At 65.9% G+C, this 6270-nt stretch carries 7 protein-coding genes and 1 pseudogene; 1 reads left to right on the top strand and 7 read right to left on the bottom strand.

Going from position 1 to position 6270, the window contains the following annotated elements; genetic code table 11:
• Positions 1-370: 370 nt before the first annotated feature.
• The 4 genes from AC5RWU_RS18950 to AC5RWU_RS18935 all read right to left on the bottom strand — a co-directional run bounded on the left by AC5RWU_RS18950 (position 371) and on the right by AC5RWU_RS18935 (position 3459).
• Positions 371-685 (bottom strand): winged helix-turn-helix domain-containing protein, encoded by a 315-nt coding sequence (locus AC5RWU_RS18950; RefSeq protein WP_494032494.1) that lies wholly within the window; start codon positions 683-685, stop codon positions 371-373.
• Positions 682-1137 carry a hypothetical protein gene (locus tag AC5RWU_RS18945; RefSeq protein ID WP_494032493.1) on the bottom strand — a complete coding sequence of 152 codons (456 nt, stop codon included), beginning with the start codon at positions 1135-1137 and terminating at the stop codon, positions 682-684. The genes AC5RWU_RS18950 and AC5RWU_RS18945 overlap by 4 nt, the downstream gene beginning before the upstream one ends.
• A 511-nt stretch (positions 1138-1648) precedes the next feature.
• A complete protein-coding gene (locus tag AC5RWU_RS18940; protein WP_494032492.1) occupies positions 1649-2368 on the bottom strand; it encodes a DUF4386 domain-containing protein in 720 nt (239 codons plus the stop codon).
• A 59-nt stretch (positions 2369-2427) separates the two neighbouring features.
• Positions 2428-3459, bottom strand: a complete 1032-nt coding sequence (locus AC5RWU_RS18935; RefSeq protein ID WP_494032491.1) for an NAD(P)-dependent alcohol dehydrogenase — start codon at positions 3457-3459, stop codon at positions 2428-2430.
• Positions 3460-3555: 96 nt separating this feature from the next.
• On the opposite strand from AC5RWU_RS18935, the gene AC5RWU_RS18930 reads away from it, so the two are divergent.
• Positions 3556-4224 (top strand): TetR/AcrR family transcriptional regulator, encoded by a 669-nt coding sequence (locus AC5RWU_RS18930; protein ID WP_494032490.1) that lies wholly within the window; start codon positions 3556-3558, stop codon positions 4222-4224.
• A 135-nt stretch (positions 4225-4359) separates the two neighbouring features.
• On the opposite strand, the pseudogene AC5RWU_RS18925 reads toward AC5RWU_RS18930, so the two are convergent.
• The 3 genes and pseudogenes from AC5RWU_RS18925 to AC5RWU_RS18915 form a co-directional block, all read right to left on the bottom strand.
• Positions 4360-4464 (bottom strand): annotated as a pseudogene (locus tag AC5RWU_RS18925) (IS3 family transposase); the annotation flags it as partial.
• Between the two features lie 937 nt (positions 4465-5401).
• The gene (locus AC5RWU_RS18920) at positions 5402-5962 is read right to left on the bottom strand and encodes a hypothetical protein (RefSeq protein WP_494032489.1); all 561 of its coding nucleotides are present in this window, start codon (positions 5960-5962) and stop codon (positions 5402-5404) included.
• On the bottom strand, positions 5959-6135 hold the full coding sequence (locus tag AC5RWU_RS18915) for a hypothetical protein (protein ID WP_494037141.1): 177 nt from the start codon (positions 6133-6135) through the stop codon (positions 5959-5961). The genes AC5RWU_RS18920 and AC5RWU_RS18915 overlap by 4 nt, the downstream gene beginning before the upstream one ends.
• Positions 6136-6270: the final 135 nt, after the last annotated feature.

Raw genomic sequence — 6270 nt, 5'->3', positions numbered from 1 at the left:
GCAGCAGCTTCCCGATGAGAGGACGGGCGTGTACCGGGGTCCGGACCTCGTGCGGGGCGGGGAAGCACCCGCACCTTACCCAGCCCTGATGAAGCGCCGTCAAAGCCCCTTTCGGGCACGGTCAGTGCCGCCGGCCGTCGCACCCGGATCCGGACCGCTCCCAAGGGGCCGCGGATGTTCACCGTGATCAGGCCTGGCACCGTCTGGGAATGATCAACAACCCGCCTCGCGAAGACCTTCAGCAGAGGACGGATCATGAGAGATGTCCTGCACCGCTGTGGCGTCGCCTGGCCGGATCGGGAACTCAGTGGTGGTCCTTTGGCTGTGGCATGCTCTGGGCTGCCGTGGGAGTGGCCGGTGTTTCCGGCGCTCACAGGTCGGCGATGAGTGCGTGCAGGGCTTTCAGGTGCCGTTGCAGTGCCGTGCGCCCCTGATCGGTCAGGCTCAGCCAGGTGCGGGGGCGCTTGCCGACGTACCCCTTCCTGGCGTTGACGTATCCGGCTGCCTCAAGAATTCCGATCTGCTTGCTGAGCACCGGGTCGCTGACCTCGATGGCGTCGCGCACCGTGCCGAACTCGGCGTCATCCACCCGGGCCAGGGCGGCCACGATGCTCAGCCGGACCGGCAGGCTCAGGTATTCGTCCAGTTGGAGCCTGGGATGGGTGGACGCGTTCTCGGCGCTCATCGGGCGCTGCGCATCAGGCCGGCCACCAAAAGCGGCAGCCCGGTCAATGCGGCATAGGGGATCCAGAGCCACGCGGCACGCGAATCGGTCAGCTCCAGCAGCACCATCCCCGGCCCGAAGAGCCCGGCGCTGAGCGCAAAGCCGGCCGAATACCGCTTGGACCAGCCCAGGCCGGAGGCGCGCCGCCGCCGCCCGTACCGGACACAGGTGCCGACCATGCCGGCGCCGAAGACCGCCGTGGCCGCGATGTCCAGCCAGAGTATGTCCTGCGGATAAACGTAGACGACTACCAGCAGGTACAGCGCCATCAGGGCGGCGATGACGCGGGCATAGCGGGCCCCGGCAAGGTCTGCGGAGCGTGAGATGCGTGCGCCGCCGCTTCCGCCGGCTTCGGCTGCCCGCAGCTGCTCATCCAGGCTGCGGCGTGACTGGTGGGAAGGGTCGCTTGTCATCGGGGGCTCCTCCGCTGGCTGTGAACGGGCCGGACGGCCTGCAACTACACTACGCCAACTACTTGCCATATGGAAAGTAGTTTCCCCATGTTTTTCTGAACTGCTCCGGAGCGGCTCGGATCACGGACAGTTCCTGAAGGGAATACGCCGCAGGACGGCTTCGGTGTGGTGAGCTGCCCGAATCGGCTCTTCTTTGGCGGGGCAAACGTGCTGACCGGATTGCATCTGATGCGATTATCGGCCGGTGCGGAGCTGCCGGTTCCGTTCCGGGGGAAGAATGGTGCCATGGGCTGAAGGCCGTGGCGGATCTGTTCTGGCAGTCAGTGGTTACCGGCAGGTGACGCAGGGGTTTACCCCCGGTACATTTCCGTGCCTGCGTTTCAGGAGGCAACGGGGCAGTGTGGGTGGGGCCGTCGTACGGGGTGTGGCCAGCGGCCGGCCGCCCGTCGAGGGTGCGCCAGGAGCTGGCCGCCCCACCTGCCGGGTACGAGTGAATCGAATCCCGTCCGGCTCAGCTCGCCGGAATCATCGGGCTTTCCTTCTCCTGATACGCGCGAGCTTTGCGCCCCCTGATGAGGAGCCAGAAGATGAGGGTTACTTCACCCACGAAAGCGAATCCGGAGAAGCCGAGGGAGTCCTCCGGGGCTAGTATCGAGACGAATCCGTCAACGAGGTATCCGAGACCCGCCACTGCAAGCAGCACGCCGAAGATTTTCGCCATGAAGCCGGACCGGTAGGCCAGGTACCCGATCAGCAGCAGGTGGAATGCGAAGAGGATGAGGCTGACCTTCCAGCCGCTGGTGAACGCATTGACCGCGATCAGGACCTGATTTCCCTGGTCACCGAGTGCGGGCACTTCCAGGAGTCCGCAGATCATGGCCAGGAAGACGGCCGAATATGCGACCCTGAACCAGGCGGCTACCATCGACACGCTTCGGTTTACGGAGGCGAACACTTCGAACAACGCTCCGGCGGCGATGACGTCAAGCACGACCACGGCGGCCAGGCAGGCAACGCCGAGGCGGAACTGCCCTTCGGCGCCGGCAATGGCAGCAGCGGCCTGCGCAGGGTCAGCCAGTGAGAGGAGCGGCGCCAGAAGTGCGAAGTTGCCGACGCCGGCGAGTATGGCCATTAGCAGGAGCGCGAAACCAGCAGTCAGGCAGGGTAAGCGCAGCGGTTTGGTGGCTGGGCTGAGAGTTGGAGGGGTTGCGTTGGGCACCGATTGCGGCATGGTTTTCTTCTTTCGGAGGGGCGTGTGCGGCAGGGCCAGGTTCCGCTAAGGAAGTGGACTCAGACTGTGAGCGCGACTTTTCCGCGTGCCTTCCCGGCCTCCAGATAGCGGATGGCATCTGCCGCATCGGCGAGAGGGAAGGTCCGGTCGAGTGCCGGCGTCACTTTGCCCGCTTCGATGAGTTCGGTGAGCTGGTCGAGGTCGGATGAGCGGACCAGGCCGAGGAACATGGTCAGCCGCTGACGGACGAACAGCGACAAGGCCAGGGCCCCCAGCTGCCGGCCGATGCCTCCGGTGATCTTGCCTGCACCTTCCCCGCCGGTGATGACTGCGGTCCCCTCCTTTGTGAGGGCGCGGCGCAGACGGGCGATGGAGGGATTGCCGGCAATGTCCAGGATAAGGTCCCAGCGGCGGGTGCCTTCGGCGAAGTCTTCACGGGTGTAGTCGATGACGTGCTCGGCGCCGAGGGACCGGACGAAGTCCAGCTTCCCGGAGCTGCAGACGCCGGTGACCTCGGCCCCGAAGGCCTTGGCCAGCTGGACCGCGAAGCTGCCGACGCCCCCTGACGCGCCGGTGACCAGCACGCTTTGCCCCTGCCGGATCCGCCCGGCGTCGCGCAGACCCTGCAGCGCGGTGACCGCGGACACCGGCACGGCCGCGGCCTGCTCGAAGGACAGGGCGGCAGGCTTGGCGGCGAGCTTGTCCTCCGGGGCCGCAGCGTATTCAGCGAACGACCCGCTGCCGCTTCCGTACACCTCATCGCCCACGCAGAACCGCGTCACTGCGGAACCAACTGCGACAACGGTTCCGGCCAGGTCCAGTCCAAGCACCTGGTTCCTGGGTTTCCGGATGCCGAAGGCCAGACGGCCCAGGTAGGGCGTGCCGGTCATCATGTGCCAGACACCGCGGTCCACCCCGGCTGCCCGCACTTGGACGAGCACCTCCCAGGCTTTGATCGCGGGTATGGCAGCGCGGCCCGGGCGCAGGACGTCGGCTGAACCGTATATGTCCTGGCCGATGGCGCGCATTGTGCCCTCCCGGGGTGCCACGTCGGAGTCATGCTGCTCCAGGGATCGTCTTTCCTGTGTCATCGCTACTTGTCCTCTCAAGACGGTCAGGCCGTTTTTAGTACGCTGTACGAGGAGAGTATCGTACGATGTACTAACACGCTAGAGGCAGGAGTACGAATGCCCAGGGAACATGATGCGAACGTGCAGGAGCGCAGCCGGCTGAGCCGGGACAAGGTACTGCAGGCGGCCCTCGCCCTCGCCGACCGGCACGGCATCAGCGCGTTGTCGATCCGCTCGCTCGCCCAGGACATGGGCACCAAGCCGATGACGCTCTACTACTACGTGGCCAACAAGGAAGAGATCCTGGACGGCCTCGTGGATCTCGTCTTCACCGAGATCGAACCGCCACGGCCCGGGGCCGACTGGAAAGCGGAGATGCGCCGCCGGGCCCACTCCGCGCGGGAAGTGCTGCGCCGGCATCCCTGGGCGGTCGGACTGCTCGAATCCAGAAAGGCGCCAGGGCCGGCAACGCTCAAGCACCACGAAGCCACGCTGGCGACCCTGCGCGCCGGCGGATTTTCGGTGCAGCAGACAGCCCACGCCTATTCGCTGCTTGACAGCTACATCTACGGGTTCGCGCTGCAGGAAGCCGGTCTGCCGCTGGCAGGCCAGGAATCCGTCGCCGAGGCTGCCCGACCGATCATGGAGCACTTCGCTACCGGCGAGTACCCGCACATGGTCGAAATCGCGACCGAGGTTGCCCTGCAGCCCGGCTACGACTACGGCAACGAATTCGCCTACGGACTGGACCTGATCCTCGACGCACTGGAGGGTACACGCGGCTAAGCCCGAGCGTGCGATGGCAGCTGTCACCACCCGGGACCGGGCATCAGGCATGGGGTTCTTACCGGACCCCTTAGGCCGTGGCACGGCGCTGGCCGGAGAGAGCAAGGGTGAATTGGGCCCCGAAAGTTGGACTGGCTAAGCAAGTGCCTGGGCTGCGCGGGACTGAGCACGGTATTGCACCGGGCTCAGTCCTTCAGGCTTTGTCGAGATTCTTTCGGTGTTGTGCCAGTGGATGTATTCCTTTTGGTTGCGCTGCCGGTACCCCGGTGCTGAGGAACCGGACATGGTGAGATGCCTCGAAGGGTGGCAATCTCGTCGGTCAGGCCGGTGAGATTCCCGTTGATGGACCAGCCCATGATCCGCCAGCCGCGCCCAGCCAGCCGGAACGCCGGGGATCCGACTGATCCCGACCCCAGGCGAAGAACCAGCCAGAACATCAGGCAGGGTCACGAATCCGCACGCGAGGGACCCAGAGATACAGGAGCCGGAGAACCGGCAGAAATCGCTCCCCACCCGGGCTTACGTATGCGCCGTTATCGGCTGACTGCGGATAACGCACTTCTGCCAGCCAGGACCAGAGGGTCGGTGAGTGCCTGCGCAGCGTCGGCCAGGTCTTCGGCGACCTGAGGGGCTGAGGGGGGAGGCGGGCTGCAGTCATGGCGCATCGGCGGCGGCCGGGACAAATAAAGGCCCTTCGACTCTCACTCTTGGGGGGGCAGGGAGAGGCGAAGGGCGCTTCAAGAAGTATGGCATGCACCGCTTACCGCAATTGGAGGTGAATTGATACATCGTATGTAACGGTGCGGTTACATCGTGGCCCGGCTGTTTCACCGGCCGGTGCAATTAGCTCCGACATCACGTAGCGTCCGCACATGCGGCCGGTTCGGCCCGCGAGCCTGCGGTGCCGCGAAGGCCTGGCGGGCGGCTTGAACGGCGAGGCCGCCGGATCGGCTGCTTGATCGCGGAGGCCTGGCCGACGGCTGGAGCAGTTCCCCCAAACGGTTCCTGCCTGGTTCTTCGGCGGGTCCCCCAACCCGGTTCGTCGACGGATACGGAGGGCGGACGAAACCGCGATTCGCCCGTAGGTGTACGGCTTCGCGGAGTGGGCAGGCACGCCGCCGCGGCTGCCCGCAAGTGACGCCCGCGTGTTGCACCCGGTCTGGCTGCCGACGTCGTACTATCCGTTCTGCGGCAGTGCGGGTTTGCCCGTCGGCCGTGCAAAGTACGCCCAGGGGAAGGACGTCTCGCCGATCCGCTGCCAGCCGTCCGCTTCGGCGCTGCGCAGGTTTCCCGTGGTCGCTATCACGCGCCTGTGCTCCCACTGTTCTGCGGACAGTTCCAGGGTGTGTGACTGCACGCCGAAGCCGATGGAGTGCCAGCCGTGCCGGCCCTCCCGGTTGAGCGCGTCCATTTCGGTGAAAACGGTCACGGGCCACAGCCGCTTGGTTGCGGCCTCGTCCCCGGTGCCCTGCGCTTCGCCGCGGCCGAACCGCTGCTGGGCGGCCTGCCTGCTGATCCCCAGGCGGCGGCCGATCTGATCCCAGCTGTGTCCCGCGTTCCGGGCGGACACCACGGTCGACTGCAGCAGCGTGCGTGTTTGTTCGTGCGCCTGGGCCGCCGCTGCAATCAGCTCCAGATAGGCGTCCGGGTCCTCGGTCAGGCGGTCCGATGTCCCGGCGGTCGCGGTTGCGAAGGCATCGGCAATCTGCGCCGCGAGGTCCCCGCCGGGAGCTGTCACTGCTTCTGCCCGCCTCGCTGCAGATGGATTGCCATGCTGACTGCAGCGGCGCCGGCGAGCATCAGCAAAGCTCCGGCAACCAGCGGCAGCCACTGCGGACCGTTTGCGGACTGGGTGGAGACGTAGGACAGCAGCATGCCCGACAGGGCCAGGATGACGCCGGTCAAGGACATAATTCCGATACGTGCAGCGTTTGGATTCATGTGTCAATCAAATCTTGACACCTGTGGCGATGTCAAGTCTTCCTTGACGCCGCCTCCGCAAGCCGGCGAGGCTGTGGTGATCCGCACGAGGGCTCCCGCCGAAAG

The sequence above is a fragment of the Arthrobacter sp. B0427-1-12 genome, from assembly GCF_059092905.1.
Note: the sequence above shows the minus strand (reverse complement) of the source record. Positions and strands in the feature narration are given on the sequence as shown.

Excerpts from the sequence above, each read along its gene's own strand:
- AC5RWU_RS18950 (WP_494032494.1), bottom strand. The coding sequence starts at position 685 with ATGAGCGCCGAGAACGCGTCCACCCATCCCAGGCTCCAACTGGACGAA.
- AC5RWU_RS18945 (WP_494032493.1), bottom strand. The coding sequence starts at position 1,137 with ATGACAAGCGACCCTTCCCACCAGTCACGCCGCAGCCTGGATGAGCAG.
- AC5RWU_RS18940 (WP_494032492.1), bottom strand. The coding sequence starts at position 2,368 with ATGCCGCAATCGGTGCCCAACGCAACCCCTCCAACTCTCAGCCCAGCC.
- AC5RWU_RS18935 (WP_494032491.1), bottom strand. The coding sequence starts at position 3,459 with ATGACACAGGAAAGACGATCCCTGGAGCAGCATGACTCCGACGTGGCA.
- AC5RWU_RS18930 (WP_494032490.1), top strand. The coding sequence starts at position 3,556 with ATGCCCAGGGAACATGATGCGAACGTGCAGGAGCGCAGCCGGCTGAGC.
- AC5RWU_RS18915 (WP_494037141.1), bottom strand. The coding sequence starts at position 6,135 with ATGTCCTTGACCGGCGTCATCCTGGCCCTGTCGGGCATGCTGCTGTCC.